General features: G+C 71.5%; 27 protein-coding genes and 1 pseudogene. 14 read left to right on the plus strand and 14 right to left on the minus strand.

Going from position 1 to position 25,790, the window contains the following annotated elements; translation table 11 throughout:
• Positions 1 to 28: 28 nt before the first annotated feature.
• On the minus strand, positions 29 to 1,111 hold the full coding sequence (locus J7W19_RS16190) for an inositol-3-phosphate synthase (protein WP_004950656.1): 1,083 nt from the start codon (positions 1,109 to 1,111) through the stop codon (positions 29 to 31).
• A gap of 49 nt (positions 1,112 to 1,160) precedes the next feature.
• On the minus strand, positions 1,161 to 1,754 hold the full coding sequence (locus J7W19_RS16195; protein ID WP_004950660.1) for a PadR family transcriptional regulator: 594 nt from the start codon (positions 1,752 to 1,754) through the stop codon (positions 1,161 to 1,163).
• A 385-nt stretch (positions 1,755 to 2,139) separates the two neighbouring features.
• Between J7W19_RS16195 and J7W19_RS16200 the strand changes: the two genes are divergently transcribed.
• A complete protein-coding gene (locus J7W19_RS16200) occupies positions 2,140 to 4,797 on the plus strand; it encodes a transglycosylase domain-containing protein (protein ID WP_004950663.1) in 2,658 nt (885 codons plus the stop codon).
• A gap of 170 nt (positions 4,798 to 4,967) precedes the next feature.
• A complete protein-coding gene (locus J7W19_RS16205) occupies positions 4,968 to 6,458 on the plus strand; it encodes a glycosyltransferase family 87 protein (protein ID WP_040891553.1) in 1,491 nt (496 codons plus the stop codon).
• A gap of 48 nt (positions 6,459 to 6,506) precedes the next feature.
• Here J7W19_RS16205 and J7W19_RS16210 read toward each other — a convergent pair whose 3' ends face one another.
• From J7W19_RS16210 to J7W19_RS16220, 3 genes are all read right to left on the minus strand, one after another.
• On the minus strand, positions 6,507 to 7,538 hold the full coding sequence (locus J7W19_RS16210) for an alanine racemase (RefSeq protein ID WP_004950669.1): 1,032 nt from the start codon (positions 7,536 to 7,538) through the stop codon (positions 6,507 to 6,509).
• Between the two features lie 45 nt (positions 7,539 to 7,583).
• Positions 7,584 to 8,702 (minus strand): lipid II:glycine glycyltransferase FemX, encoded by a 1,119-nt coding sequence (locus J7W19_RS16215; protein WP_004950672.1) that lies wholly within the window; start codon positions 8,700 to 8,702, stop codon positions 7,584 to 7,586.
• 101 nt (positions 8,703 to 8,803) lie between these two features.
• The gene (locus J7W19_RS16220) at positions 8,804 to 9,142 is read right to left on the minus strand and encodes a hypothetical protein (RefSeq protein WP_051072700.1); all 339 of its coding nucleotides are present in this window, start codon (positions 9,140 to 9,142) and stop codon (positions 8,804 to 8,806) included.
• A gap of 303 nt (positions 9,143 to 9,445) precedes the next feature.
• Between J7W19_RS16220 and rpsF the strand changes: the two genes are divergently transcribed.
• The 4 genes from rpsF to rplI all read left to right on the plus strand — a co-directional run bounded on the left by rpsF (position 9,446) and on the right by rplI (position 11,207).
• The gene (gene rpsF, locus J7W19_RS16225; protein WP_004950685.1) at positions 9,446 to 9,736 is read left to right on the plus strand and encodes a 30S ribosomal protein S6; all 291 of its coding nucleotides are present in this window, start codon (positions 9,446 to 9,448) and stop codon (positions 9,734 to 9,736) included.
• A gap of 81 nt (positions 9,737 to 9,817) precedes the next feature.
• The gene (locus J7W19_RS16230) at positions 9,818 to 10,405 is read left to right on the plus strand and encodes a single-stranded DNA-binding protein (protein ID WP_004950689.1); all 588 of its coding nucleotides are present in this window, start codon (positions 9,818 to 9,820) and stop codon (positions 10,403 to 10,405) included.
• Positions 10,406 to 10,505: 100 nt separating this feature from the next.
• Entirely contained in the window at positions 10,506 to 10,742 is a 237-nt protein-coding gene (gene rpsR / locus J7W19_RS16235) for a 30S ribosomal protein S18 (RefSeq protein ID WP_004950692.1), read from the plus strand.
• Between the two features lie 18 nt (positions 10,743 to 10,760).
• Positions 10,761 to 11,207, plus strand: coding sequence for a 50S ribosomal protein L9 (gene rplI / locus J7W19_RS16240; protein ID WP_004950693.1), 447 nt, complete (start codon positions 10,761 to 10,763; stop codon positions 11,205 to 11,207).
• 87 nt (positions 11,208 to 11,294) lie between these two features.
• On the opposite strand, the gene J7W19_RS16245 is transcribed toward rplI, so the two are convergent.
• Positions 11,295 to 12,635, minus strand: a complete 1,341-nt coding sequence (locus J7W19_RS16245) for an MATE family efflux transporter (RefSeq protein WP_004950696.1) — start codon at positions 12,633 to 12,635, stop codon at positions 11,295 to 11,297.
• 504 nt (positions 12,636 to 13,139) lie between these two features.
• Between J7W19_RS16245 and dnaB the strand changes: the two genes are divergently transcribed.
• On the plus strand, positions 13,140 to 14,636 hold the full coding sequence (gene dnaB, locus J7W19_RS16250; RefSeq protein ID WP_004950700.1) for a replicative DNA helicase: 1,497 nt from the start codon (positions 13,140 to 13,142) through the stop codon (positions 14,634 to 14,636).
• A 59-nt stretch (positions 14,637 to 14,695) separates the two neighbouring features.
• Positions 14,696 to 14,911: pseudogene (locus J7W19_RS16255) on the plus strand (hypothetical protein); the annotation flags it as partial.
• Between the two features lie 8 nt (positions 14,912 to 14,919).
• On the opposite strand, the gene J7W19_RS16260 reads toward J7W19_RS16255, so the two are convergent.
• The 3 genes from J7W19_RS16260 to J7W19_RS16270 form a co-directional block, all read right to left on the minus strand.
• Positions 14,920 to 16,062, minus strand: coding sequence for an FAD-dependent oxidoreductase (locus J7W19_RS16260; RefSeq protein ID WP_004950708.1), 1,143 nt, complete (start codon positions 16,060 to 16,062; stop codon positions 14,920 to 14,922).
• Positions 16,063 to 16,240: 178 nt separating this feature from the next.
• Positions 16,241 to 17,134 carry an NADP-dependent oxidoreductase gene (locus J7W19_RS16265; protein ID WP_040891558.1) on the minus strand — a complete coding sequence of 298 codons (894 nt, stop codon included), beginning with the start codon at positions 17,132 to 17,134 and terminating at the stop codon, positions 16,241 to 16,243.
• A 118-nt stretch (positions 17,135 to 17,252) separates the two neighbouring features.
• Positions 17,253 to 17,636: a peptidase inhibitor family I36 protein gene (locus J7W19_RS16270; RefSeq protein WP_004950714.1), complete on the minus strand. Its 384-nt coding sequence runs from the start codon at positions 17,634 to 17,636 to the stop codon at positions 17,253 to 17,255.
• Positions 17,637 to 17,872: 236 nt separating this feature from the next.
• Between J7W19_RS16270 and J7W19_RS16275 the strand changes: the two genes are divergently transcribed.
• Both J7W19_RS16275 and J7W19_RS16280 read left to right on the plus strand, forming a co-directional pair.
• Positions 17,873 to 18,451 (plus strand): TetR/AcrR family transcriptional regulator, encoded by a 579-nt coding sequence (locus J7W19_RS16275; RefSeq protein WP_004950718.1) that lies wholly within the window; start codon positions 17,873 to 17,875, stop codon positions 18,449 to 18,451.
• Positions 18,452 to 18,619: 168 nt separating this feature from the next.
• Positions 18,620 to 19,405, plus strand: coding sequence for an oxidoreductase (locus tag J7W19_RS16280; protein WP_004950721.1), 786 nt, complete (start codon positions 18,620 to 18,622; stop codon positions 19,403 to 19,405).
• A gap of 73 nt (positions 19,406 to 19,478) precedes the next feature.
• Here J7W19_RS16280 and J7W19_RS16285 read toward each other — a convergent pair whose 3' ends face one another.
• Together J7W19_RS16285 and J7W19_RS16290 are read right to left on the minus strand one after the other, a co-directional pair.
• Complete coding sequence (locus tag J7W19_RS16285) at positions 19,479 to 20,123, minus strand: NAD(P)-dependent oxidoreductase (protein ID WP_004950723.1); 645 nt, start codon at positions 20,121 to 20,123, stop codon at positions 19,479 to 19,481.
• A 45-nt stretch (positions 20,124 to 20,168) separates the two neighbouring features.
• Positions 20,169 to 21,056, minus strand: a complete 888-nt coding sequence (locus J7W19_RS16290) for an EamA family transporter (protein WP_004950726.1) — start codon at positions 21,054 to 21,056, stop codon at positions 20,169 to 20,171.
• Positions 21,057 to 21,143: 87 nt separating this feature from the next.
• Between J7W19_RS16290 and J7W19_RS16295 the strand changes: the two genes are divergently transcribed.
• Positions 21,144 to 21,701, plus strand: a complete 558-nt coding sequence (locus J7W19_RS16295) for a MarR family winged helix-turn-helix transcriptional regulator (RefSeq protein WP_201768251.1) — start codon at positions 21,144 to 21,146, stop codon at positions 21,699 to 21,701.
• 57 nt (positions 21,702 to 21,758) lie between these two features.
• Positions 21,759 to 22,109 carry a MerR family transcriptional regulator gene (locus J7W19_RS32985; protein ID WP_004950732.1) on the plus strand — a complete coding sequence of 117 codons (351 nt, stop codon included), beginning with the start codon at positions 21,759 to 21,761 and terminating at the stop codon, positions 22,107 to 22,109.
• A 96-nt stretch (positions 22,110 to 22,205) separates the two neighbouring features.
• Here J7W19_RS32985 and J7W19_RS16305 read toward each other — a convergent pair whose 3' ends face one another.
• Positions 22,206 to 22,583, minus strand: a complete 378-nt coding sequence (locus tag J7W19_RS16305) for a cupin domain-containing protein (RefSeq protein WP_004950734.1) — start codon at positions 22,581 to 22,583, stop codon at positions 22,206 to 22,208.
• Between the two features lie 181 nt (positions 22,584 to 22,764).
• Between J7W19_RS16305 and J7W19_RS16310 the strand changes: the two genes are divergently transcribed.
• Complete coding sequence (locus J7W19_RS16310) at positions 22,765 to 23,187, plus strand: MarR family winged helix-turn-helix transcriptional regulator (protein WP_078588186.1); 423 nt, start codon at positions 22,765 to 22,767, stop codon at positions 23,185 to 23,187.
• Between the two features lie 9 nt (positions 23,188 to 23,196).
• Here J7W19_RS16310 and J7W19_RS16315 read toward each other — a convergent pair whose 3' ends face one another.
• Complete coding sequence (locus J7W19_RS16315; RefSeq protein WP_004950742.1) at positions 23,197 to 23,553, minus strand: thioredoxin family protein; 357 nt, start codon at positions 23,551 to 23,553, stop codon at positions 23,197 to 23,199.
• A gap of 67 nt (positions 23,554 to 23,620) precedes the next feature.
• Positions 23,621 to 24,076 carry a MerR family transcriptional regulator gene (locus J7W19_RS16320; RefSeq protein ID WP_004953798.1) on the minus strand — a complete coding sequence of 152 codons (456 nt, stop codon included), beginning with the start codon at positions 24,074 to 24,076 and terminating at the stop codon, positions 23,621 to 23,623.
• Between the two features lie 72 nt (positions 24,077 to 24,148).
• Here J7W19_RS16320 and J7W19_RS16325 point away from each other — a divergent pair, with 72 nt between their 5' ends.
• A complete protein-coding gene (locus tag J7W19_RS16325) occupies positions 24,149 to 25,570 on the plus strand; it encodes a serine hydrolase domain-containing protein (protein WP_004953794.1) in 1,422 nt (473 codons plus the stop codon).
• Positions 25,571 to 25,790: the final 220 nt, after the last annotated feature.

Here is a 25,790-nt window from a genome sequence, read left to right on the forward strand (position 1 = left end):
GCGGGACCTGTGTGGGTACCCGGAAGGGTCAGCGCTCGACTTCGCCCTTGATGAACTTCTCGACCTGGTCGCGCGCCTTGTCGTCGAAGTACTGCACCGGCGGCGACTTCATGAAGTACGAGGAGGCCGACAGGATCGGGCCGCCGATGCCGCGGTCCTTGGCGATCTTCGCGGCGCGGAGGGCGTCGATGATGACACCGGCGGAGTTCGGGGAGTCCCAGACCTCCAGCTTGTACTCCAGGTTCAGCGGGACGTCGCCGAAGGCGCGGCCCTCGAGGCGGACGTAGGCCCACTTGCGGTCGTCCAGCCAGGCCACGTAGTCGGACGGGCCGATGTGGACGTTCTTCTCGCCGAGCTCCCGGTCGGGGATCTGGGAGGTGACGGCCTGGGTCTTGGAGATCTTCTTGGACTCCAGGCGCTCGCGCTCGAGCATGTTCTTGAAGTCCATGTTGCCGCCGACGTTCAGCTGCATCGTGCGGTCCAGGATGACGCCCCGGTCCTCGAACAGCTTGGCCATCACGCGGTGCGTGATGGTGGCGCCGACCTGGGACTTGATGTCGTCGCCGACGATCGGGACACCGGCCTCGGTGAACTTGTCCGCCCACTCCTTGGTGCCGGCGATGAAGACCGGGAGGGCGTTGACGAAGGCGACCTTGGCGTCGATGGCGCACTGCGCGTAGAACTTGGCGGCGTCCTCGGAGCCCACCGGCAGGTAGCAGACGAGCACGTCGACCTGGCGGTCCTTGAGGACCTGGACCACGTCGACGGGGGCCTCGGGGGACTCCTCGATGGTCTGGCGGTAGTACTTGCCGAGACCGTCCAGGGTGTGGCCGCGCTGGACCGTCACGCCGGTGGCGGGCACGTCGCAGATCTTGATCGTGTTGTTCTCGCTGGCGCCGATGGCGTCCGCGAGGTCGAGACCGACCTTCTTGGCGTCCACGTCGAACGCGGCCACGAACTCGACGTCGCCCACGTGGTAGTCGCCGAACTGCACGTGCATCAGACCCGGCACGCGACCGTTCGGGTCGGCGTCCTTGTAGTACTCGACGCCCTGCACCAGCGAGGCGGCGCAGTTGCCCACGCCGACGATGGCTACGCGAACCGAACCCATTCCGGTTGCTCCCTGTTCGTTCTCGACGAAGCCCTGCTGTGTGCAGGGCTCACTGGTCCGGACCGGTGCGTCTGTCACGCCCGGCCCGCTCGCTCTCGATCAGCTCGTTCAGCCAGCGGACTTCGCGCTCCACCGACTCCATGCCGTGCCGCTGGAGTTCGAGGGTGTAGCTGTCCAGCCGCTCGCGCTCGCGGGAACGGGCGAGAGAGGCACGCATCTTCTCCAGCCGCTCCTCGAGCCGGCTGCGGCGGCCTTCCAGTACCCGCATCCGTACGTCCCGCGAGGTCTGTCCGAAGAACGCGAAGCGGGCGGCGAAGTGCTCGTCCTCCCACGCGTCCGGACCGGTGTGCGCGAGCAATTCCTCGAAGTGCTCTTTTCCCTCTGCCGTCAGCCGGTAGACGATCTTCGCCCGCCGTCCGGCCAGGGACGCCGCCTTGGCGTCGTCGGGAGCGCTCCCTTGCTCCTCCACCAGCCAGCCGTTCGCCACCAGGGACTTCAGGCAGGGATAGAGGGTGCCGTAGCTGAACGCCCTGAACACCCCGAGCGAGGTGTTCAGGCGTTTCCGCAGCTCGTAGCCGTGCATGGGGGACTCGCGGAGCAGGCCGAGGACGGCGAACTCGAGGATGCCGGAGCGTCTGCTCATGTTTCGCCTCCTTGTCCCCCACAGCCTAGTCCTTTGCTCCTGTGTCTTTACTGGTCCCTTATGCCGAGCTGATGTATCGACTCGATACATCCAGACGATAGAACGAGCCTCCTGAGTCGACAAGGGGAGGGACGGTGAACGAGGTCACATCACCGGTTCGTGGGACACGAGCGGCCTGAATTGGAGTGAACATCCCCAGTAGTCGCGATTTGACCGTGCGTACTCTGTGCGCCATGCAGACCACTGGGAACCGGGTGACGCGACATGACGTCCTCGTCCCGGATGCAGTGCGCCCGGCCGTTCAGGGGGCCGGATCGCACCGGGGGGAACGCAAGCCACCTGCCGCTTCCAGGCGATAGCGCCTGCCCGAGGAAGTAGTCGTTCGATGAGCGAGCATCGCCGTAAGCCGCCCCAGCCGCAGGGCGGCGGACGAGCCGCGGCCCGGCGGGCGGCGCAGCAGCCGACGCCCGGCCGCCGCGCCGCACCACGCGGCGGCCCTACGCTGCCCGGCCGGGGCCGGACCGAGGAGCCCCGGACGGGGAGCCGTGCCGAAGCCCGGCGGGCGGACCGGCGCGGGGCCGGGCCGGGAGGGCGCAGACGTCCGCCCGGCGGCGCGGGGCCGGGCCGGGCCCGGCGGGACGGCGGCAGGCCGGGGAAGAAGCGGTTCATCGACTACCCGCGGGCCGGCCGGGCCGGCTGGCGGCGCTGGATCCCGTCGTGGCGCCTGGTCACCGGGTCGATCGCGTCGTTCATCGGGCTGATCGTGGGCACGGTGGGCGTGGCCCTGGCCGTGGTGCAGGTTCCGAGCGCCCAGCTGGCTTCGAAGGTGCAGAAGAACGTCTACTACTGGTCCGACGGCAAGCAGATGGTCGTGGCCGGCGGCGGCAGCCTCAACCGGCAGATCGTGCCGATCTCGCAGATCCCGATGTCGATGCAGAACGCGGTGATCTCCGCCGAGAACGCCAGCTTCTACAAGGACTGGGGCGTGGACCCGATGGGCATCGCCCGCGCGGTCGTGAAGATGGCGCAGGGCGGTGAGACGCAGAGCGGTTCGACGATTACCCAGCAGTTCGTCAAGAACACGTACCTGAGCCAGGAGCAGACGCTCAAGCGCAAGGCCACCGAGCTGCTGATCTCGGTCAAGGTCGGGGCCACCCAGGACAAGCACGACATTCTCGCCGGCTATCTCAACACCGCCTACTACGGCCGGGGGGCCTACGGGATCCAGGCGGCGGCGCGCGCGTACTACGACAAGGACTGCGCGGACCTGACGCCGAGCGAGAGCGCCTATCTGGCGGCGACGCTGAACGGTCCGAACCTCTACGACCCCTACGGGGGCCAGGGGCCGGCGGCGACGCCGGAGAAGAACACCAAGCGGGCCACGGACCGCTGGAAGTGGACGCTGGACCGTGAGGTCCAGGTCGGCCACATGGAGGCCGCCGAGCGGGACAAGTGGGTCGGCCAGGGCTTCCCGCAGCCGCAGAAGCCGAAGCCGGCGACCAACCGCGCGGGGCAGATCGGCTACCTCACCGACCTCGCCGACAACTACATCACCGCCCACTCCACGATCAGCAAGGGCGAGCTGGACAAGGGCGGTTATCAGATCTACACGACCTTCGATCGGAAGAAGGTCAACGCCCTGGCGAAGTCCGTCGAGGACGTGCGGAAGGCGAACCTCAAGCCCGATGTGCGGGACGTCGACAAGTACGTCCAGTTCGGCGGGGCGTCGGTCGAACCGGGTACCGGGAAGATCGTGGCCATCTACGGCGGCGAGAACGCCCTGACCCACTTCACCAACAACGCGGACTACACCGGCGTCCAGGTGGGCTCGACGTTCAAGCCCTTCGTGCTGGCGGCGGCCATGACGCACGGGAAGCGGAACCCCGCCCTCGGGGCGCAGCAGAGCGACAGCCAGCGCACGCTCGTCTCACCGGAGAGCATCTACAACGGTGACAACAAGCTGACCCTGCGGATGTACAACGGGACCGTCTGGCACGACCAGGACGGCCGGGAGTGGCACCAGAAGAACGACGGTGACGAGGACAAGGGCCTGATCAGCCTCCGTACGGCCATGCAGTTCTCGGTGAACACGCCCTACATCCAGCTGGGCATGGACGTGGGCACGGACCTGGTCCGGGAGGCGGCGCTGGCCGCGGGGCTGGACAAGGAGCAGTTGGCCTCGATCACCCCGACCTTCTCGCTGGGCACCTCCGCGCCGAGCGCGATCCGGCTGGCGGGCGCCTACGCGACCTTCGCGGACAGCGGCCGGCAGATCGACCCGTACTCCGTCGAGAAGGTGGAGAAGGACGGCAAGCCGGTCTACCAGCACGAGAAGAAGAGCACCCAGGCGTTCAGCGCCAACGTCGCGAACAACGTCACCGACGTGCTGAAGACGGTCGTCGAGGCGGGCACCGGTACGGCGGCCAAGCTGGGCGCGCGGCCGGTGGCGGGCAAGACGGGGACGACGGACGGGAACCGCTCGGCGTGGTTCGCTGGGTACACCCCGCAACTCTCCACGGCCATCGGGATGTACCGCGTCGACCCGAACGCCAAGAACCAGCAGTTCCTGTCGATGCGCGGGGTGGGCGGCAAGCCCACCATCCACGGTGCCTCGTTCCCGGCGGAGATCTGGGCCGACTACATGGGCAAGGCCCTCAAGGGCACCCCCATCCGGCAGTTCGACCCGCCGCAGCCCATCGGCGAGAAGATCTTCGGCGACGGCGCCAGCCCGTCCCCGGCCCCCGCGCCGTCGGCGTCGCCGTCCGCGTCGCCCTCGGAGTCGGCGCCCGCGTCCCCGTCCGCTCCGCCGTCCCCGACGCCGCGCCCCACCCGGACCTGTGGGCTGCTCGACCCGCGGTGCCGGCTAGGTGACCACGGCCACAAGGACGACGGCGGGCCCGGTGGCGGCCCGGCCGGGTCCACGGGCGGTGAGCCCGGCGGGCCGGGCGGCCAGGAGGGCGACTCCGGAGGCGGCGACGATCAGATGCCGCCGGGCCAGAGCAGGCGGCAGGGCGGCGGCCTCTTCGGCGGGCCGTTCGGCTGACCGGCCAGCTGGTCGGCGGGCTGGTCGAACGGCGCCTCTGAGGGCGCACGGAAACGCGGGGACCGTTCCGTTCACTCGGAACGGTCCCCGCGTTTTCCACAAGTGCGGGCTTGTCCCCAGGTTGTCCACAGCCGCCAGCGGGCCCGGGAGACGTACGGCAGGATGGGCGCATGAGGAGCGTGCGGGACGACCGGTTGGTGCGGCCCACCCAGGAGGACGAGGTCGCCGCGGCCGGCAGTGAGCTGATCGGCGGACCGGCCGGACGGCGCGCGCTGCCCGGCGGGTGGCGGACGCCGGTGCGGGTGGTCGTGCTGGTGATGATCGGCATGTTCGCGCTCGGCATGGTGCAGAAGGTCCCGTGCTACGACCACGGCTGGTTCTTCGGCGCTACCACCCAGTACACCCACGCCTGTTACTCCGACATCCCGCACCTGTTCACGGGCCGCGGCTTCGACCGGGGGCTGATTCCGTACCTGGACGAGATCCCCCGGTCCATGGGCGACATGGACTACCTGGAGTACCCGGTCCTGACCGGGGCCTTCATGGAGGTCGCCGCGCTGCTGACACCGGGTGGCGGCGCTCAGCACCGGGCCCAGCTCTACTGGTTCGTCAACTCCGGGATGCTGCTGGTCTGCGCCGTGGTGATCGCCTTCTGCGTGGCCCGGACGCACCGGCGGCGGCCCTGGGACGGGCTGCTGGTGGCCCTCGCGCCGGCGTTCGCGCTGACGGCCACCATCAACTGGGACCTGTTCGCGGTCGCCCTGACCTCGGTGGCGCTGCTCGCCTGGTCGCGGGGGCGCACCGGTACGGCGGGGGTGTTCATCGGGCTGGCGGCGGCGGCCAAGCTGTATCCGGTGCTGCTGCTGTGGCCGCTGTTCCTGGTGTGCTGGCGGGCCGGCCGGTGGCGGGAGTTCCGGGCCACACTCTCGTCGGCGGTCGTCACCTGGTTGGTGGTGAACGTGCCGCTGATGCTGGTCGTGGACGGGCCGATGGCGCCGATCCGGGCCGGCTGGGCGAAGTTCTACACGTTCAGCCACGACCGGCCGGTCGACTACGGGTCGCTGTGGCTGCTCGTCTCCCAGCGCACGGGAGATCCGATGGACGACGTCAACGTCTATGCCTCCGTGCTGATGGTCGTCGGCTCGCTGGCGATCGGCGCGCTGTGCCTGTACGCGCCACGCCGTCCGCGCCTCGTCCAGTTGGCCTTCCTGGAGATAGCGCTCTTCGTCGTCGCCAACAAGGTCTACTCGCCGCAGTACGTGCTGTGGCTGATCCCGCTGGCGGTCCTGGCCCGGCCGCGGTGGCGGGACTTCCTGGTCTGGCAGACGTGCGAGGTGCTCTACTTCCTCGGCATCTGGTTCCACCTGGCGTACACGGGCGACGGCGACAAGCACCAGGGGCTGCCGCAGGACGGCTACCAACTCGCGCTGGTGCTGCACCTGCTGGGGACGCTGTACCTGTGCGCGCTGGTCGTGCGCGACGTCCTCAGGCCGGACCGGGACGTGATCCGGCGGGACGGCTCGGACGACCCGTCCGGCGGCCCGCTCGACCGGGCGCCGGACATATACGTCCTCGGCCGGACGCGTCCGCGGGAGTGGCGGGACGAGCGTCCGGAGACCTTGCGGGTCCAATGGGGCTCCGGGAGCGGCGGCACCGTCTAGCCGGCCGCCGCTCCGGGGCCGCTCACCACGGAGGGATCAACGGGGGGCTCAGTGATCCAGCAAACGGTCGAACTGGGTGGTGGTGTGCCGCAGGTGGGCCACCAGTTCGTCGCCGACCTGCGGCGCGGGGGCGTCGTTGGGCACGAAGAGGATCGACACCTGCATGTGCGGGGGCTCGGCGAACCAGCGCTGCTTGCCCGCCCAGACGAAGGGCGACAGGTTGCGGTTCATGGTCGCCAGGCCCGCGCGGGCGACGCCCTTGGCGCGCGGCATCATGCCGTGCAGCGCCTTCGGCGCCTCCAGGCCGACGCCGTGCGAGGTGCCGCCGGCCACGACGACGAGGTAGCCGTCGCCGGCCGTCTTCTGCTGGCGGTAGCCGAAGCGGTCGCCCTTGGAGACCGGCGTGACGTCCAGGACCGCGCCGCGGTACTGGGTGGCGTCGTGGTCGCCGAGCCACAGCCGGGTGCCGATCCGGGCCCGGAAGCGGGTCTGCGGGTACATCTGCTGGAGCCGGGCCAGGTCCTCGGACTTCAGGTGGCTGACGAACATGGTGTGCAGCGGCAGGTGGGCCGCGCGCAGCCGCTCCATCCACGCCGAGACCTCGTCGACGCCGGTGGTGCCGTCGGCGCGGTCCAGGGGCAGGTGTATCGCGAAGCCCTCCAGGCGCACGTCCTCGATGGCGGCGTGCAGCTTGGGCAGGTCCTCCTCGCTGATGCCGTGCCGCTTCATGCTGCTCATGACCTCGATGACGACGCGCGCGCCGACCAGGCCGCGCACCCCCTCGACCGAGGAGACCGAGCGGATCGCCCGGTCGGGCAGCGGCACCGGCTCCTCGCCGAGCCGGAAGGGGGTGAGCACCAGCAGGTCACCGCCGAACAGGTCCTTGGCACGGGCCGCTTCGTAGGTGGTGCCGACGGCGAGGGTGTCCGCGCCGAAGCGGATCACCTCCTCGGCGAGGCGTTCGTGGCCGAAGCCGTAGCCGTTGCCCTTGCAGACCGGGACGATGCCCGGGAACTGCTGGAGGACGGACTGCTGGTGTGCCCGCCAGCGCTGGGTGTCGACGTAGAGCGTGAGCGCCATGGCCGGTCCCGGAACCTTTCCCTGAGTGTGGATGGAGCTGTCGGATCAGCGGCGCGACATGTAGATGTCGAGGGCCTTGTGCAGCAGCTTGTTGAGCGGGAAGTCCCACTCGCCGAGGTACTCGGCCGCCTGTCCGCCCGTGCCGACCTTGAACTGGATGAGGCCGAAGAGGTGGTCGCTCTCGTCCAGCGAGTCGCCGATGCCGCGGAGGTCGTAGACGCTGGCGCCGAGCGCGTAGGCGTCGCGCAGCATCCGCCACTGCATGGCGTTGGACGGCCGGACCTCGCGCTTGTGGTTGGCGGAGGCGCCGTAGGAGTACCAGACGTGCCCGCCGACGATCAGCATCGTCGCCGCGGCCACGGCCTCGCCCTCGTGGATGGCGAAGTAGAGCCGCATGCGGTTGGGGTCCTCGGTGTTGAGGGCGGTCCACATGCGCTGGAAGTAACTCAGCGGGCGCGGGCGGAACTTGTCGCGCTCCGCGGTGATCTCGTAGAGGTGCTGCCAGGTGGCCAGGTCCTCGTAGCCGCCCTGGACGACCTCGACGCCGGCCTTCTCGGCCTTCTTGATGTTGCGGCGCCACAGCTGGTTGAAGCCCTTGTGGACGTCCTCCAGCGAGCGGTTCTCCAGCGGCACCTGGAAGACGTAGCGCGGCTGGACGTCGCCGAAGCCGGCCCCGCCGTCCTCGCCCTGCTGCCAGCCCATGCGGCGCAGCTTGTCGGAGACCTCGAAGGCGCGCGGCTCGATGAACGTGGGCTCGACGTCGCGCAGGCGCTTGGCGTCCGGGTCGGCGATGCCGGTCTTGATCGCGTTGGCGTCCCAGCGGCGGATGACGACGGGCGGGCCCATCTTCACCGAGAACGCGCCCTGCTTCTTGAGGTGGGCCAGCATCGGCTGGAGCCAGTCCTCGAGGTTCGGGGCGTACCAGTTGATCACCGGGCCCTCGGGCAGGTAGGCCAGGTAGCGCTTGATCTTGGGGAGCTGGCGGTAGAGCACCAGGCCCGCGCCGACCATCTGGCCGGTCTTGTCGAACCAGCCCAGGCTCTCCGAGCGCCACTCGGCCTTGACGTCCGCCCAGGCCGGCACCTGCATGTGACTGGCAGCGCGCAGGCTCTGGATATATGCCAGATGCTGCTGTCGGCTGATGGTCCTCAGGGTCAGGCTCATGCGGGGCGCTCCTCGGCAGGTGTGTCCCCAGGGTCGGGGCTCCGGCTCTCGCGCCGAAGCCTACTGCGACCGGGGAGCGCCCCGTTTGGGCGTACGGTCCGTTATCCGATCACACCTCCGAAGAGGCCGCCGTGGGCCATGCCCAGGAAGAAGCCGATGGCGGACGCGCCCAGGCCGATGATCAGCAGGAAGCGCTCGCCCGTGGTGGCGGAGATGAACTGGCCCCACGCCCCGGTGAGGATCCCCACCAGGCCGCTCCAGGAGCTGAGCAGGTGGAGGTTGGACCAGGCGGAGGAGACGATGGCCAGCAGGCCCAGGACGACCGTCGCCGCGACCAGGGTGTTCTCCCGTGGATGCGGCTTTCCGTCGCTGTTGAGCACCGTGTTGATGAACGAGCGGGGGTTCCTCGATGTGGGAGTCCGGCGGACTGCCTGTGTCATGGGTCTACCTCCTGAAGGCAGGCGGCGCGGTGTAGCGCCGGTCACACCCGGTGCGTCCAGAGTGAAGGGGCGGGCGGCCGGATTTCAACCGGACGCCGTGGTGCGGGTACTCTGGACGGTCTGCATCGGTATCTGCCCGGACCCGGCTTCCGTCCCGGGGGCGACCCAGGGACTTCCCGCTGATCGTCCGTGCGGTTGGCATCGGCCTCGGTGTCAGTGTCAGCCGATACCGTTGTTCACGCATCACGACCCTCCTGCCACGGATCGACCGTGGCCGCTGAGTCCAAAGGAGGTGGGTTCCACATGCGTCACTACGAGGTGATGGTCATCCTCGACCCCGATCTGGAGGAGCGCGCTGTCTCTCCCCTGATCGAGAACTTCCTCTCCGTCGTCCGTGAGGGCAACGGAAAGGTCGAGAAGGTCGACACCTGGGGCCGTCGTCGTCTCGCTTACGAGATCAAGAAGAAGCCCGAGGGCATCTACTCGGTCATCGACCTGCAGGCCGAGCCTGCGGTCGTCAAGGAGCTCGACCGCCAGATGAACCTGAACGAGTCGGTCCTCCGGACCAAGGTCCTCCGTCCCGAGACCCACTGAACCCCTTCGGTTCAGAGGTAATCGGGCTGTATCGCAACGAGTAGCAAGCAGCCAGCAGCACACCCGCCGAGAGGTTCACCCATGGCAGGCGAGACCGTCATCACGGTCGTCGGCAATCTCGTCGACGACCCCGAGCTGCGCTTCACCCCGTCCGGTGCGGCGGTCGCGAAGTTCCGCGTCGCGTCCACTCCCCGCACCTTCGACCGCCAGACCAACGAGTGGAAGGACGGCGAGAGCCTCTTCCTCACGTGCTCGGTGTGGCGGCAGGCGGCGGAGAACGTCGCCGAGTCGCTCCAGCGCGGCATGCGCGTCATCGTGCAGGGCCGGCTGAAGCAGCGGTCCTACGAGGACCGCGAGGGCGTCAAGCGCACGGTCTACGAGCTCGACGTCGAAGAGGTCGGCGCCAGCCTGAAGAACGCGACGGCGAAGGTCACCAAGACCACGGGTCGAGGCGGCCAGGGTGGTGGCTACGGCGGCGGCAACGGCGGTGGCCAGGGTGGCGGCGGCTGGGGCTCCGGTCCCAGCGGTCCGCAGGGCGGCGGGGCTCCCGCCGACGACCCCTGGGCGACCGGCGCTCCGTCCGGCGGCCAGCAGGGCGGCGGCGGAGGTGGCTGGGGCGGCGGCTCCGGCAACTCCGGCGGCGGCTACTCCGACGAACCGCCCTTCTAGGCCCTCAGGGTCTGGAGCCAGGCCCTCCGGGGCCCGGGCCGCCCTCCGTGGCGGTCCGTGGGCGACAGCAAAAACTTCTTGATCACACTGGAGAGAGACAATGGCTAAGCCGCCTCCGCGCAAGCCCAAGAAGAAGGTCTGCGCTTTCTGCAAGGACAAGACCGCTTACGTGGACTACAAGGACACGAACATGCTGCGGAAGTTCATTTCCGACCGCGGCAAGATCCGTGCCCGCCGCGTGACCGGCAACTGCACCCAGCACCAGCGTGACGTCGCCACGGCCGTGAAGAACAGCCGTGAGATGGCGCTGCTGCCCTACACCTCGTCCGCGCGATAAGGGAAGGGTGACCAAGTAATGAAGATCATCCTCACCCACGAGGTCTCCGGCCTCGGCACCGCCGGTGACGTCGTCGACGTCAAGGACGGCTACGCCCGCAACTACCTGGTCCCGCGCGGTTTCGCGATCCGCTGGACCAAGGGCGGCGAGAAGGACGTGGCGCAGATCCGCCGCGCCCGCAAGATCCGCGAGATCGCCACGATCGAGCAGGCCAACGAGGTCAAGGGTCAGCTGGAGGGTGTCAAGGTCCGCCTGGCCACCCGTGCCGGCGAGGCCGGCCGCCTGTTCGGCTCCGTGACCCCCGCCGACATCGCTGCCGCGATCAAGGCTTCCGGTGGTCCCGAGGTCGACAAGCGCCGTGTCGAGGTGGGTTCGCCCATCAAGACCCTGGGTGCCCACCAGGTGTCCGTGCGTCTGCACGCCGACGTCGTCGCCAAGCTCGGCATCGAGGTCGTCGCCGCGTAAGCGGAACGCCGCTCCCCAGTGGGGTGGTGTGAGGAAGGGCCGTACCCCTCGGGGTGCGGCCCTTCCGGCGTTCGGGCGGCGGGGGCGTCAGGCCCGTACCGCACCGGTGACGAGCCAGCGGCCGGAGCGAATGCGCAGCCACAGCGTGACCATCCGTACCGCCATCATCAGCGCCATCGCCCACCACAGAGCCGTGAGCCCGCCGCCCAGCCGCGGGACGAGCAGCGCCACGGGCGCGAAGATCGCGAGGACCGCCAGCATCGCCCAGGCGAGGTACGGGCCGTCCCCGGCGCCCATCAGCACCCCGTCCAGGACGAAGACCACCCCGGCCACCGGCTGGCTGAGCGCGGCCACCAGGAGGGCGGGCAGCAGCGTCCGGCGGACGTCCGGGTCGGCGGTGAACAGCGGGGTGAACAGCGGCCGGGAGGCCACCACCAGGATGCCGAGCAGGACGCCCGTGCCGATCCCCCACCGCACCATCCGCCGGCAGGCGGCCCGGGCGCCGTCGGTGTCACCCGCGCCCAGGTACCGGCCGATGATCGACTGGCCGGCGATGGCGATGGCGTCGAGGGCGAAGGCCAGCAGGTTCCACAGGGAGAGCACGATCTGGTGGGCGGCCACCTGCCGGTCGCCCAGCCGGGCGGCGACCGCCGTGGCGATCAGCATGACGGCGCGCAGGGCCAGGGTGCGGACGAGCAGCGGCACACCGGCCCGGGCGCAGGCCCGGATCCCCGCGGCGTCCGGGCGCAGCGACGCGCCGTGCCGCCGGGCGCCGCGGACCACGACGACGAGGTAGGCGGCGGCCATGCCGTTCTGCGCGACGACGGTCCCCCAGGCCGAGCCGGCGATGTCCCAGCCGGCGCCGTAGACGAAGACGAGGTTGAGCGCGGCGTTGGCGGCGAAGCCGGCGACGGCCACGTACAGCGGGGTGCGGGTGTTCTGCAGGCCGCGCAGGACGCCGGTGGCGGCGAGGACGGCGAGCATGGCGGGGACGCCCAGGGCGCTGATCCGCAGGTAGGTGACGGCGTGCGGGGCGGCGTCGGCGGAGGCGCCGAAGGCGTCGACGAGGGCGGGGGCGCCGGGGAGGACGGCGAGGGCGATGACGGTGCCGAGCAGCAGGGCGAGCCAGATGCCGTCCATGCCCTGCCGGATGGCGGCCGGGAGGTCGCCGGCGCCGACGCGGCGGGCGACGGCCGCGGTGGTGGCGTAGGCGAGGAAGACGCAGACGCCGACGGCGGTGGTGAGGAGCGGGCCGGCGATGGCGAGCCCGGCGAGGCGGTCGGTGCCGAGGTGGCCCACGATGGCGGTGTCGGCCATGAGGAAGAGGGGTTCGGCGACGAGCGCGCCGAAGGCCGGCACGGCCAGGGCGAGTATCTCGCGGTCGTGTCGCCGGGCGGGGCGCGGTTCGCGCGCGAGGGCGTCGCTCATATGTGCCATTCAATCTTCCACAGGTAATGAGCGCAACTGACAGGTGTCTATTACCTTGGATGGCGGGGTGTGATCTTCTCTGCGCCGTTTGTCGCGATCCGGCCCCGGCGGGAAAACTTTTTCTCCTCAACAGCCGGTGGATGGGAAAAGCCCAGGTCAGGGGCGCTTGGGCGGAGTGGGTGTGGGGTTGTCCACAGCGGTTTCCCCCGGCTCGTGCACAGGATCGGGGGAGTTCTCCACAGGATGGGGCCGGTCGTCCACACCTCCTGTGGATAACCAGATTGGCTGACGGTGCCCGCGGCCCTACCGTGGACCGGCGCCCGCCGTCCGTTCCCGTCCCGTCCCGCGCCTCCGGACCACCCCGTCCGGCTCCGCGCGGACCGTCGGAAACCGCGTCGAACCCGATGTGCCGGAACCGGAGTCGGGCGTCCTGTTTGTCGGTGCCGTGCCGTAAGAAAGAGGTGCACGGCGAGGTCCGCGCCGCGGACGGGAGGAGGTGGCGGGGTGAGCGTCCACGAGCCCATGGACGGCCCGTGGGGCGATGAGGGGCCGGGCGACCGGCTGCCGTTCCCCCGCTCCCGCCGGAACGACGGAAAGGGCCGCGGCGAGCGGCGCGACGGGGACGAGGGCGGCGACTGGCAGGGCCCGCAGGGCTCCCAGGGCGGTCAGGGAAGCGGCTTCGAGCGCGTCCCGCCGCAGGACCTGGACGCCGAGCAGTCGGTGCTGGGCGGCATGCTGCTCTCCAAGGACGCCATCGCCGACGTCGTCGAGATCCTCAAGGGCCACGACTTCTACCGGCCCGCCCACGAGACCGTCTACCAGGCCATCCTCGACCTCTACGCGAAGGGCGAGCCGGCCGACCCGATCACCGTCGCCGCCGAGCTCACCAAGCGCGGCGAGATCGGGCGCGTCGGCGGTGCGGCCTACCTGCACACCCTGGTCCAGACGGTCCCCACCGCCGCCAACGCCGAGTACTACGCCGAGATCGTGCACGAGCGGGCGGTCCTGCGGCGGCTGGTCGAGGCGGGTACCCGCATCACCCAGATGGGTTATGCGGCCGACGGTGACGTGGACGACATCGTCAACAGCGCGCAGGCCGAGATCTACGCGGTCACCGAGCAGCGGACCAGCGAGGACTACCTGCCGCTGGGCGACATCATGGAGGGCGCGCTCGACGAGATCGAGGCCATCGGCTCGCGCAGCGGCCAGATGTCCGGCGTCCCCACCGGCTTCACCGATCTCGACGCGCTGACCAACGGCCTCCACCCCGGCCAGATGATCGTCATCGCGGCCCGTCCCGCGATGGGCAAGTCCACGCTGGCGCTGGACTTCGCCCGCGCCTGCTCCATCAAGCACAACATGCCGAGCGTGATCTTCTCGCTCGAAATGGGGCGCAACGAGATCGCGATGCGACTGCTGTCCGCCGAGGCGCGGGTGGCCCTGCACCACATGCGCTCCGGCGCCATGACGGACGAGGACTGGACGCGGCTCGCCCGCCGGATGCCGGACGTCTCCCAGGCCCCGCTCTTCATCGACGACTCGCCGAACCTGTCGATGATGGAGATCCGGGCCAAGTGCCGCCGCCTGAAGCAGCGTCAGGACCTCAAACTGGTGATCATCGACTACCTCCAGCTGATGCAGTCCGGCGGCTCCCGGCGGGCCGAGAGCCGGCAGCAGGAGGTCTCGGACATGTCCCGTAACCTCAAGCTCCTCGCCAAGGAGCTGGAGCTCCCGGTGATCGCCCTGTCGCAGCTGAACCGTGGCCCCGAGCAGCGCACCGACAAGAAGCCGATGGTCTCCGACCTCCGTGAGTCCGGGTCCATCGAGCAGGACGCCGACATGGTCATCCTGCTGCACCGCGAGGACGCCTACGAGAAGGAGTCCCCGCGCGCGGGCGAGGCCGACATCATCGTCGGCAAGCACCGAAACGGTCCGACGGCGACGATCACCGTGGCCTTCCAGGGCCATTACTCGCGGTTCGTGGACATGGCGCAGACCTGACGGGCGGCGCTGTAGGGTCTCGGATCCCGTGTCGGTCCCGCCCGTCGGCGGATCGCGTCCGGCCCGGGGTGGCGCCGCAGTGGAGGTGTCGGCAGCTGTTGACCGTCAACACGGGCGAACAGGTCCTGGGGCTGTTCGACGTCCTTCCCGACACCTTCGCCAAGATCCCGGAGACCCTGGACACGGCGTCCAAGAAGGACGTCGTCAGCCGCATCGAGCGAGCGGTATCCGTGCGTGAGTGGAGGGAACGGACGGGTGCCGAAGCGGGTTTGTGATGCCCAGGTCACAGCGTCGGCGCGGTGAAGAAGGCGATCAGCTCCTGGGGTATGGGGTTGCGGCCGGCCACGGCGGCGGCCTCGGCGCCGCGCGGGAACAGGGCCCGCTCGTACGCGGCGAGGGCGGACTCGACGTCGTCGGGGTGCGCGGCGAGGGCCTTGCCGAGTTCGGCGCCGTCGACCATGGCCAGGTTGGCTCCTTCCCCGTTGGGGACGGAGAGGTGGGCGGCGTCGCCGAGCAGGGTCACTCCCGGCACCCGGTCCCAGCGGTGCGCGGCCGGGAGGTCGTACAGGGGGCGCAGGACGGGGGTGGTGTCGGCGGCCGTGATCAGGGCGGTGAGTTCCGGTGCCCAGCCGGCGTATTCGGCGGCGAGGCGTGTGGTGGTCCCGGCGGGCACGGTGGTCCTGGTGGTCCCGGTGGAGCCGGTGGGTTGGGTGATGGCGAATCGGTTCCGCGGTCCGGGCGCGGTGATGTAGGCGCGGAGAGTCCCGCCCCTCTCCCGGTGGGCCACCAGCCATCTCCCGTTCCGGTCGGGGTCGAGCGCGACGAGCGTTCCGCCGCCGACCGCCTTCGCGGTCGCCGGGTGCCGGGTGTCCGCGTCATGCAGGCAGGTCTCGACGACGGACCGGCCGACGTACGCGGGGACGGCGTCCGAGACCAGCGCCCGGATGCGCGACCACGCGCCGTCCGCGCCGACCAGCAGGCTCGCGACGGCGGTGGTGCCGTCGGCGAAGGCCACCTCGTGGCGGCCCCCGGCCAGGGTGCGGACGCCGGTGGCCTTGCGGCCCCATCGGACGGTACCGGCGGGGAGCGCGTCGAGCAGGATCCGCCGCAGCTCACCGCGTTGCACCTCGGGGCTTCCGCCCGCGCCGTCGTCACCCCTCTCGAACAGGACGGTCCCGTTCCGGTCGAGGAGTCGTATCGCTTGCCGGCCGGGCAGGACGATGCCGTGGAACTCGTCCGTCAGCCCGGCCGCTTCGAGGGCGAGTCGGCCGCTGTGGCCGTGGATGTCGAGCATCCCGCCCTGCGAACGCGCCGTGGGAGAGGGGTCCGCCTCGTGGACCGTGACCGGGATGCCGTGCAGGTGCAGGACACGGGCCAGGACGAGGCCACCGAGGCCGGCGCCGATGATCGTGACGGGGGTGCGCATGGGGCTCCTCGGGGGGAGGGGGCGGTTGATCGGGGGTGGATCACCGGTCGTTCGGTCGTTCGGTCTTTCGGTTGGGGGCGGAAGTGGGGTGGTTCGTCCGGCCGTTCGGGCGCGCGGCGGGCGGCGAACGGCGGGCGGCGCGCGGCGGGCGGTAGGCGGTAGGTGGCAGACGGCGGGTTCAGACGACCAGGACGCGGCGGCCGCGCGTGTGTCCGGCCCGGCTGTCGATGTGCGCGGCGGCGGCGTCGGCGAGCGTGTACGACTTCTCGACCGGGATGTGGAGCCTGCCGCGTGACATGAGGTCGACGGCCTCGGCGAGGGCCCGCGGGACGTCTCCGGTCACGCCGGAGAACCGGGCTCCGTGTTCCGGTGCGCCGAGGTCGGCGATGGAGACGACCTTCCGCGGGTCCCCGGTCAGTTCGACGAGCTGGCGGATTACACCCGAGCCGGCCAGGTCGAGCGCCGCGTCGACGCGGCCGATCCGCCGGACCCGTTCGGTCCAGCCCTCTCCGTAGGTCGTGGCGAGGGCGCCCAGTCCGCGCAGGTAGTCCTGGTTCGCGGCCGAGGCCGTACCGATCACCGTGATGCCACGGTCGCGGGCGATCTGCAGCACCGCCGATCCGACACCCCCGGACGCGCCGCTGACCAGCAGCGTCTGCCCGGGCCGCACACCGGACTCGCGGATGACGCGCAGCGCGGTCTCCACGACGGAGGGGTACCCGGCGGCCTCCGCGAAGGTCAGGCCCTCCGGCATCCGGGCCCAGGCCGACAGCACGGCGTACTCGGCGTAGGTGCCGGAGCCCCGCCCGAAAACGGCGTCGCCGACCTCCACCCCTTCCACGCCCTCGCCGACCTCGTCCACCACTCCGGCGGCGTCCTGCCCCACCCCGGCGGGCAGTTCGACCGGGCGGGTCTCCTGGAACTGGCCTTCCCGGATCCTCCAGTCGACGGGGTTCACGCCCGCCGCCCGCACGGCGACGCGTATGCGGCCGGGGCCCGCGTGGGGCTCGTCGGCGTCGACGAGGCGGAGTACGTCGGGGCCGCCGAACTCGGCGAAGGTCACTTTCTTCATGTGGGGACCGTAGCACTAACGGTTAGGGTTTTGTAGCCGTTACTGGAATGTGCCCGGGGTGACGCCGAAGGGCGCCGCCCCCTTCGGGGCGGCGCCTGTCGGCCTTGACCGCCGTGCGTCAGCGGCAGTTGACCCACTTGTTGGAGCCCTGGTTCCAGACCGTGCCGCCGGTCCCCTTGGTGCCACGGGCGAGTACGGCGCTGTCGCCGTGGTAGTTCTTGGCGCCGTACCACTGGTAGTCGCACGAAGTGCCGTGGTTGTACCAGGACTTGAAGCCCTGGAAGACGGAGTACTTGGTCAGGTCCGCGTTGTTCCCCGCGACCTGCTGCCGGTGGCCGGTGTAGTTCTGGCCGGACCAGACGCAGAAGTAGCCCGCCGGGCAGTCCGACGCCGCCTGCGCCGCGGTCGATGCCGCGCCGGCGACCCCCGCGGTCCCGGCCAGCAGACCGCCGGTCAGCGCGACGCCGCCGGCCAGGACCGCGAACTTTCTCGTCATGCGCATGTCGTTCCCGCCTTCGTAAGACGTGGGTGGACCGGCCGCACCGGCCGGTTCGGTGATGAGACTGCGGGCGGCGGGGCCGGTGAGGCCATGAGTGGCGCGGAGTTGGTGAACTCAGGGGATGTCCCAGGCGGTGAGCTGCTGGGACGCGGTCCCGGGTGACGGGGTGGTGAGACGGGCTGAGGGGTGTTGGGCCTAGTTGTTGACCTGTGGGTCAAAAAAACGCTAGCCTGACGATCATGGGAAGGCCGAAGCAGTTCGATCCGGACCTCGCCGTCGAGCGGGCCATGGAGGTGTTCTGGAGCAAGGGGTACGCCGCCACCACGCCCCAGGATCTGGTCGACGCGCTCGGCATCGGCAAGGGCAGCCTCTACAACGCCTTCGGCAGCAAACGGGAGTTGTTCGAGCGGGCGCTGTGCCGGTACCGCGACAGCCAGGCGCTCGCGCTCATCGAACTGCTGGAGGCCGACGGTCCGGTCAAGGAGCGGCTCCGCCGGACGCTGCGCCTGCTCGCCGAGATGGATCTCGCCGACCCCGTCCGCCGGGGTTGCATGGCCGTCAACACGGCAGCTGAGCTGGGCGGCAGGGATGAAGAGGCCGTCGCGCTCGTCCGGCGCATGTTCGACCGTACCGAGGACGCTTTCCGCGCCCTGGTCGAGGAGGGGCAGCGAGCGGGGGAACTGGCCGCCGGCCGTGATGCCCAGGGCCTCGGGAGCCTCCTGCTGAACACGGTGATCGGCCTGCGGCTGATGGCCCGGGTCGCCGACGGCCCTGAACGGCTGGACCGGGTGATCGACGCAGTGATCGACGGCCTCTGAAGTGCGCGTTGAGGGGATTTGACGTGTTCTGACGCGCTCTGAAGGGCGGCCGCCGGGGAGCGGCCCCCAGCGCGTCCGCGCGGCGCCACGCCCCAGTCGCTCGACCGCTCACCCGTCGGCCTCCCCTGCGCTCTTTTTGTACCTTCAATTCAAGAATGATGAGGAACCATGGATCTCCACCTCACCGGCAAGACCGCCGTCGTCACCGGCGCGAGCCGCGGCATCGGCCTGGCGACCGTCCGTTCGCTGGTCGCCGAGGGTGTCCGCGTGGTCGGAGCGGCCCGGACGGTCACTCCGGAACTGCGCGAGACGGGCGCCGTGGCCGTCTCCGCCGACCTGGGCACGCCCGAGGGCGTACGCACCCTGGAGGAGCGGGCCCTCACCGCCCTCGGCGGCATCGACCTGCTGGTCAACAACGTCGGCGCCGGGGATGACGTCGAGCCGGGCGGCTTCCTCGACGTGGACGACGACCAGTGGCGGGGCGTCTTCGACCTCAACCTCATGAGCGCCGTACGTGTCTCCCGGTTCGCCCTGCCCAGCCTCCTCGAGCGGCGCGGGACGATCGTCAACGTCTCGTCGGTCAACTCCCGCCTCCCCGCGGTCGGTCCCATCGCGTACAGCGCGGCGAAGGCGGCGCTGACCGCGTTCGGGAAGTCCCTCAACGAGGAGTTCGGCCCGCGGGGCGTGCGCGTCAACACCGTGTCCCCCGGCGTCGTCCGGACCAGCATCTGGGCGGGGCCGGAGAGTTTCGGCGGGCGGGTCGCGGCGGCGGCCGGGGTCGAGGACTACGACGCCTTCCTCCAGGGCCTGCCGGCGGCGTTCGGCATCACCACCGGGCGGATCACCGAGCCGGAGGAGGTCGCGGCGCTGATCACGTTCCTGCTGTCCGACGTGGCGGGCAACGTCTCCGGCGCGGACTATGTGATCGACGGCGGGACGGTCAAGGTGCTGTGACCGGACGTCAAGGTGCTGTGACCGGACGGTCAAGGCGCTGTGACCCGCGCGGCGGCCGACTGCCTCCCCGGCGTCAGTACGCCACGGTGAACCGCGCCGCGCGGTGCCTCGGCCGCTCCGCCTCGTCCAGCAGGGCGACCGCGAAGTCCTGGTACGAGATGGTCGAGTTGCCGTCGGCGTCGACCAGCAGCTCGTCGGTGCCCGAGCGGTAGCGGCCCGTCCGTTCGCCGTTCACCAGCAGGGCCGGCGGGCTGGCGTACGTCCACTCGACGTCGGGGCCGGCGGCGCGGACGAGGGCGTACTGGTCTGTGCTCGCCCGGGCGATCGGCCGCCAGGCGTCCTGCACCCAGGCGGGGTCGTCGAGGACGGTGCGTCCGCCGCCGCCCGGCACGGTCAGGCTGCCCGCGCCGCCGACGACCAGCAGCCGGGCGCCGGTTCCGGCGACGCCGGCGAGCAGTGCCTTGGTGGCGGTGACCAGGTCGTGTTCGCGGCCCGGCGCCGGGCGGACCGCGCTCACCACGACGTCCTGGCCGGCGGCCAGCCGTGCCACGTCGGCGGGGTCGGCGGCGTCACCGGTGCGGTGGGCCGCCGCGGCGGGCAGCCGGTCGTAGCGGGCCGCGTCCCGGACCACGGCCGTGACCTGGTGGCCACGGGTCAGTGCCTCGGCCGCGATGGTGCTTCCGGCGTTTCCTGCCGCGCCGAAGACGGTGATGCGCATGGTCGTTCTCCTTGTGGATGTTGTTGAAGAAGTCGAAGAAGCGGGTCAGCGGGTCGGCGCGGCGGCCTCGCGCCGGGCCGCCGACGGGCGGAGCTGGGCCGCGACGAGGGAGCCGAGGACGATCAGACCGCCCAGCGACTGGAGGGCGGTGAGCCGCTCCCCGACGGCGATCAGACCGATGGCCGTGGCGACGAGCGGGCTGAGCAGGCCGAGGAACGTCACATCCGTGGCGGGGAGTTCGCGCAGTCCGCGGAACCACAGGGCGTAGGCGAGCGCGGTCCCGACGGCGGAGAGGTAGGCGTACCCGGCCAGGTTGCCGGCGGTCAGGCCGGCCGGCGGAAGGCCCTCGACGAGCAGGGCGACCGGTACGAGGAGCGCTCCGCCGGCCACCAGTTGCCAGCCGGTGGTGGCGAGGAGGGGCGCCGGGGACGGCCAGCGCTTGCTGAGAACCACGCCCGTCGCCATGAGGAGGGCTCCGCCGAGCGCGGCGGCGACCCCGACGCCGTCCAGCCGCGCCTCGGCCCGGAGGACCAGCAGGCCGACGCCCGCGACGCCCGCGATGCCGGCTATGAGGGTGCGGGTGGTGAGCCGTTTGCCGAGGAGGCCGGTGGAGAGGAGGGCGGCGATCAGGGGCTGTACGGAGCCGACGGTGGCCGCGACGCCACCGGGGAGGCGGTAGGCGGCGACGAAGAGGAGGGCGAAGAAGGCGCCGATGTTGAGCGTTCCGAGGACGAGCGCGCGCCACCACCAGTCGCCGCGCGGCAGCCGTCGGGTCAGGGCCACCAGGAACAGGCCGGCGGGCAGCGCCCGCAGGACCGCCGCCAGCAGCGGGCGGCCCGGAGGCAGCCACTCGGTGGTGACGTAGTAGGTGGTGCCCCAGAGGGCCGGGGCGAGCGCGGTGAGGAGGAGGACACGCAGTCGTTTGCTTAGCACGAAGATAAATTAGCTCACCGCTAAGCTAAGTTGATCGCGGAGGTGAGGTGATCTACCTCACCGCTAAGGCATTGCTAGGGTGGATACGTGGCAGATCATGTCGACCTCGTGCTGGAACAGTGGGCCGCCCAGCGGCCCGACCTGGACGTCTCGCCCATGGCCGTGTTCGGCAGGCTGAGCCGGCTCAAGCGGGTGGTCGACGCCGAACTGGGGCGCACCTTCGCCGCCCACGGCCTCGACAGGGCCTCGTTCGACGTCCTCGCCACCCTGCGCCGCAGCGCGCCCCCGCACCGCCTGACGCCGACCGAGCTGATGCGGGCCGGAATGGTCACCTCCGGCGCGATCAGCCAGCGCCTCGACCGCCTGGAGGGGCGTGGCCTGGTGGTCCGCACCCCCAACGAGGAGGACGGGCGCGGCGTCCGCGTCTCCCTGACGGACGAGGGGCGCGAGCTCATCGACCGGGCGCTCCCGGAACACCTCGCGACCGAGCGGCGCCTGCTGGGTCCGCTGTCGAACGAGAAGCGGGACCGGTTCGTCGAGACGTTGCGGGAGCTCCTGGAGGAGCTTGAGGGGCCGGCCGGGCCGGTGGGAGCGGCGTGCTGCCACAACTCCGGGCGGACGAGCGGGGCTTGCTGCGCCGTGTGAGGCCCCCACCGGGGCGTCCGCCGGCTCAGGGACGCCGGACTGCCGCTCGTCGACGCGGTGTCCGTGCTCGACGGCCCCGCGCTGGGCGCCGACCGGACGGCCGGCGGCGGTCCCGGCTCCGTACTGCTGCGCGCGGAGTGCGACGAACTCGTCCTCACCAGCGGGGAGATCGGCGGGGGAACCGCCGGCGTCACCCTGCGCGCCGGGTGCACCGGGCCGCCGCTGCGCGTCGCCTTCGATCCGGCGGTGCTCCTGCCGGCCCTGGACGCGGGTGTCGGCCCGGACGTGCTGCTGGAGATCGCGTCCTCCGCCGGCCCGGTCGTCGTGCGCTCGGCCGACCAGGGGAGCTTCACGACGCTCGTCATGCCGGTCCGCGACACCTCGGCCGCTTCCGACCGGCAGGGTTGATCGCCGGCGGTGAAGGCAGGCGCTCGGACGGGCAGGGGCGGGGCGCTCATCCCGTGAGGGGCGGGAGCGTCAGGACGGGCCTGGTGAGGGCGGGGGTCAGACGGCCCAGGGGAGCGCGCGCGAGCCCGGCTGGCCCGGTATGGACACCTGTCCGTCGGCGCGCATGGCGACGATCGCCTCGGCGCCCGCGTCGTCCGCCGCGCGCACCTGGCGCAGCACGCCGGGCGGCAGGACGGCCGCGCCGCCCGCGGGCACGGTCGTGGTGGTCCCGTCGGCGGTGAAGGAGAGCGCGCCGCTGAGTACCGTCCACACCTGCTCGCGGTCCATGACGTGTTCCGGGCCTGCGGCGCCCGCCTCCATCCGGACGCGCCATGTGCTGAGTTCGGCGCTGCCGACGCTGGGGGCGGCGAGGTGCGTCATGACGGCGTTGGGGGTGGTGGTCGTGCGGTCGGGGGACGGGGTGATGGCGTGCATCGCGTTTCTCCGAGGGTCGGGATGGGAAGGCGGCGCGAGAGTGAGTAAAGCAGCTTTACTCGCCCCTGGTGCGGATGAGTAAAGCAGCTTTACTGTCGTGTGTCAGCATGTTTCCGTGACCGACGACCCGATCAGCCGCGCCGACCCCTTCCCCGGCCTCGAACTCACCTTCCTGCTGGGCATGGGCTTCCAGCTCCTGCTCGGGGAGTTCAACGCGCGGCTGGCGCAGGCGGGTTACGGGGACCTGCGGCCCGTGCACGGCATGGCGTTCCAGGTCCTGCGCGGCGAGGGCGCCACCGCCAGTGAGCTCGCGGAACGGCTGGGAATGACGAAACAGGCGGCGGGGCAGCTCGTCGACCAGTTGGAGAAGACGGGCTACGTCCGCAGGGAGCCGCATCCGGCGGGCGGGCGGCGGAGGCTGGTCGTCCTCACCGAGCCGGCCCACGCCCATCTGGCCGTCGCCGGGCGCGTCATGCACCGGCTGGAGGCCGAGCTCGGCGACCGGTCCGACGGGCCCGACCTGCCCGTCCTCCACGCCGAACTCGCCCGGCTCGTCCGTGTCGTGGGCGGTGACGAGCCGCCGCCCCTGCGGCCCGTGTGGTGAACCGCTGCGTCAGCTGGGGGCGATCCAGGGCAGCTCGGCCGCGAGTTCCTGCCGCAGGCGGCGCAGAGGACGGGCGCCGACCAGGGTCAGGACGGGCTCGCCGGAGCGGAACAGCGTCAGGGTCGGGGCCGACAGCACGCGGTGGGCGGCGGCCGTCGCGGGGTTGAAGTCCACGTCGAGCGCGACGACCTTCAGCCGGCCCGCCTCGGCCGTCGCCAGTTCGGCGAGGACCGGGGCGATCTGGCGGCAGGGGCCGCACCAGTCGGCGGTGAACTCCACGAGGACGGGCAGGTCGGCGGCGAGGACCTCGTCGTGGAAGGTGGCGTCGGTGACGGGGGTGACCGGGGTGGCGGTGGTTGTGGGCATGGGAAGCCGATCCTCCGTGAGTGAGGGATTCCGGGTGCGTGGGAGGGGGTGGGGAGGGGTGGGGTGTTCAGGCGTGGCTCGCGTGGCTTGCGCGCCCCGCGTCGCACGGCGTCAGTTCGCAGCGCGGCGGCGGGCCGCCCGGGAGGTCGGCCTCCGCTTCCAGCGCGGCGCGTGCCCGCTGGGCGCGGGCCAGTTGCGCGCTCACCTCGGCGCGGACCTGCGCCAGCCGCTCGATGCACTCGTCCAACTCGGCGAGTTTGCGCCGGTAGACCTCCAGGGACGCCGGACACGAGTCCCCGGCGGGGTGGCCGGCGCGCAGGCACTCGACGAACGGACGGGTGTCCTCCAGGCCGAAGCCGAAGTCCTGGAGCGTACGGATCTGGCGCAGCAGCCGCAGGTCGGCCTCGTCGTAGTCGCGGTACCCGTTGCCCGCGCGACGGGCGGGCAGGAGCCCGAGCGACTCGTAGTGCCGCAGGGCGCGCGTGCTGATGCCGGCCCGTTCGGCCAGTTCCCCGATCCGCATGAACCGACCGTAAACGTTGACGCGGACGTCAAGGCCAGCCCGAGGCGGGAAGTGACTGTTTAGGCTGCGGAAATGACCAGGGACCACGAGAGCACCATGAGCACTTCCGGCATCACGGAGACCGATCGTTTCGCAGACCTGCTGCCCGCGACCCGCAGGACGCTCCTGCACCTCGTCGCCACCACCCAGGTCCAGGGCCGGGCACCGTCCCTGGTGGCCGCCCTGGTCCGGGACGGGCGGCCGGTGTGGGCCGCCGGCCGGGGGGAGGTGGACGGCCGTGAGCCCGATCCGGAGGCGACCCAGTACCGGATCGGGTCGATCACCAAGGCCCTGGTCGCCGTACTCGTCCTGCGGCTGCGCGACGAGGGCCTGCTCGACCTGGGCGACCCGCTCGGCCGGCACCTGGACACACCGGCCGGCGGGGAGGCGACCGTCGCCCAACTCCTCTCCCACAGCTCCGGCCTGGCCGCGGAGTCGCGCGGTCCGTGGTGGGAGCGGACGGACGGGGACCTCCGCCCGGCGCCGGAGGACCTGTTCGGCGAGCGCCCGCAGCGGCACCGGGCCGGGGAGCTGCACCACTACTCCAACACCGGTTACGCCCTGCTCGGCGCGCTCGTCGAGAAGCTGCGGGGCGAGCCCTGGTACCCGGTCCTGCGCCGCGAGGTGCTGCTGCCGCTGGGCATGGAGCGGACGACGTACGGGCCGGAGGGCCCCCACGCGGAGGGCTGGGCCGTGCACCCCTGGGCGGACGTCGTCCTTCCGGAACCCCTCACGGAGACCGGCCTGATGGCCCCGGCGGGGCAGCTCTGGTCGACCGCGGCCGACCTGGGCCGGTTCGCCGCCTTCCTGGCGCGGGGCGACGAGCGGGTGCTCTCCGCCGCGTCCCTGGCGGAGATGCGGCGGCCCGCGGTCGAGCCGCAGAACGCGGACTGGAGCGCGTCCTACGGCCTCGGTCTCCAGCTGATCCGGGTGGACGGCCGGGTCCTGGCCGGTCACGCCGGGTCCATGCCGGGGTTCGTCGGGGCCGTGCTCGCCTCCCCGGAGGAGGGCCTGGCGGCCGCCACCCTCGCCAACCAGACGTCCATGCCCGAGGTCGTGTCGCTCGCCGCCCGGCTCGTGCTGGCCACCGCCGATGCGGAGCCTCGCATTCCGGAGCCGTGGCGCCCGGACGAGGACGCGGACCTCGCGCTGCTGGAGCTCACCGGCCCCTGGTACTGGGGGCCCCGGGCCATGCTCCTCCGGCTGGGAGCGGGCCGGACGCTGGACCTGGCGCCGCTCGCCGGCGGAGGCGTGCGCGGCTCGCGGTTCCGGCCGGAGGAGGACGGGACGTGGACCGGCCTCGACAACTACTTCGCGGGCGAGACGCTCCGGGTCGTCCGGCGGCCGGACGGCACGGTGAGCCACCTGGACCTCGGCAGCTTCGTCTACACCCGGGAGCCGTACGCGCCGGAGGACGCCATCCCGGGCGGGGTGGCGGAGGGCGGCTGGCGCTGAGCGGCCTCCCGGGCGGTGGCTCGGGCCTCGGGGCGGCCTGTCCCGACGGGGCTGGTACGGGCTTGGGGCGCGGTCGTTCCGGCGGGCCGGTTCGGGTTCCGGGCGCGGTCCGTCCCGGCGGGCCGGTTCGGGCTCCGGGCGGGTCGTCCCGACGGGCTGGTACAGGCTTCGGGCGCGGTCCGTCCCGACGGGCCCCACAGGCACCCGCGCGGGTCCGTCC

Origin of the sequence: Streptomyces mobaraensis NBRC 13819 = DSM 40847 (assembly GCF_017916255.1) — a bacterium.
Classification (GTDB): Bacteria; Actinomycetota; Actinomycetes; order Streptomycetales; family Streptomycetaceae; genus Streptomyces; species Streptomyces mobaraensis.